This window comes from Oleiphilus sp. HI0061 (genome assembly GCF_001635675.1).
The window spans coordinates 1-1,588 of sequence record NZ_LWFE01001499.1 but is presented as its reverse complement, the minus strand read 5'-3'; the positions used below and the strand labels follow the sequence as shown (position 1 = coordinate 1,588).

2 protein-coding genes are annotated in these 1,588 nt (G+C 39.7%); both read left to right on the top strand.

Annotated features, from left to right (window positions below):
• Positions 1-674, top strand: a 674-nt coding sequence (locus A3735_RS23355; protein ID WP_369820554.1) for a DNA replication/repair protein RecF, incomplete at its 5' end; no start/stop codon positions are given.
• A 28-nt stretch (positions 675-702) separates the two neighbouring features.
• The coding region (locus tag A3735_RS23350; protein WP_231882633.1) for an ATP-binding protein at positions 703-1,588 on the top strand (886 nt) is incomplete at its 3' end.

Below are 1,588 nucleotides of genomic sequence, written 5' to 3'. Positions count from 1 at the left end.
CTTTTTTGTGGAACGATTATATTAATTGTCTAAAACAGCGGAATAGTCTACTCCGAACTGCTAAAATAGACCTACTTCAACTAAAAGTATGGGATAAGCGTATATCGCTCTTAGGAGAGCAAATAACGCAGCATAGAATCGAATTTATGGATAGGTTTCGAGTTACCTTCGAAACTGTATTGGCCGGACTGGGTTTAAACGAACAAAGTGAGATAGGATTAAAATACTTTCAAGGCTGGGATAAGAGTAAAAGCCTGGCAGAAATGTTAGACCAAAATCGTTCGAAAGATATAGAAAAAAAGTATACCCAGTATGGACCACATCGGGCTGATCTTAAGCTTAGAATAAGTGGTAAGAATGTGAGTGAATTTTTATCTCGTGGGCAACAGAAGTTATTGATAATTGCCTTATATATCGCTCATGTAAAATGCCTAAAAGAATTAAACGATTCGCAGACTCTCGTCTTGATAGACGATATTGCCGCGGAGCTAGATAGTAAGAATATCGATATAATTCTCTCTAATTTGTTAGAGTTGGACGCACAAGTAATGTGTACAGTTTTAGATCGAGAGATACCCCGAGATTATTTAGATAAGCATCGGTCAGATTGTAAAATGTTCCACGTGGAACATGGCCGTATTCATGAATATGATTATCAAGAAAAACAAATATAGTACCTGAAATATTAGGAGCAAAAGCTGAATGAGTGAAACTGAAAATAACTATGATTCTTCAAGTATTAAGGTACTAAAAGGCTTAGACGCGGTAAGAAAAAGACCGGGAATGTATATTGGTGATACCGATGATGGTACCGGTCTTCATCATATGGTTTTCGAAGTTGTTGATAACTCGATCGATGAAGCGCTTGCTGGTCATTGCGATACGATTGATGTTGTTATCCATCTTGATAATTCAATTTCGGTATCTGATAACGGGCGTGGTATTCCTACAGAGATTCACGAGGAAGAGGGGGTTTCTGCAGCCGAAGTTATTCTGACAGTATTACACGCTGGTGGTAAGTTCGATGATAACTCCTACAAAGTATCTGGTGGCTTGCACGGTGTTGGTGTATCGGTTGTAAATGCTTTATCCGAAAAGCTTAAGTTAACGATACGCAGAGAAGGCAAAATATACGAGCAAGAGTATACCCACGGCGTGCCTGATTACTCCCTTAAAGAGGTGGGTCATTCTGAGACGACGGGAACGATGGTGACCTTCAAACCAAGTTCAGAAACTTTCACTCAGACTGAGTATAACTATGATCAACTCGCAAAGCGCTTGAGAGAACTGTCATTTTTGAATTCCGGCGTACGGATTCATTTAAAAGACGAGCGTAGTGATAAAGAAGACCTATTCGAATTTGAAGGTGGTTTATCGTCATTTGTTGAGTACTTGAATCATAACAAAACGACTGTAAACGACATGTTCCACTTTAATATTATGCATGAAGCAACAGGGGTTGGCGTAGAAGTCGCTATGCAGTGGAACGACACTTATCAGGAAAATATCTTCTGCTATACCAACAATATTCCACAGCGAGACGGTGGAACGCATATGGCGGGTTTCCGTGGTGCACTAACTCGTACAT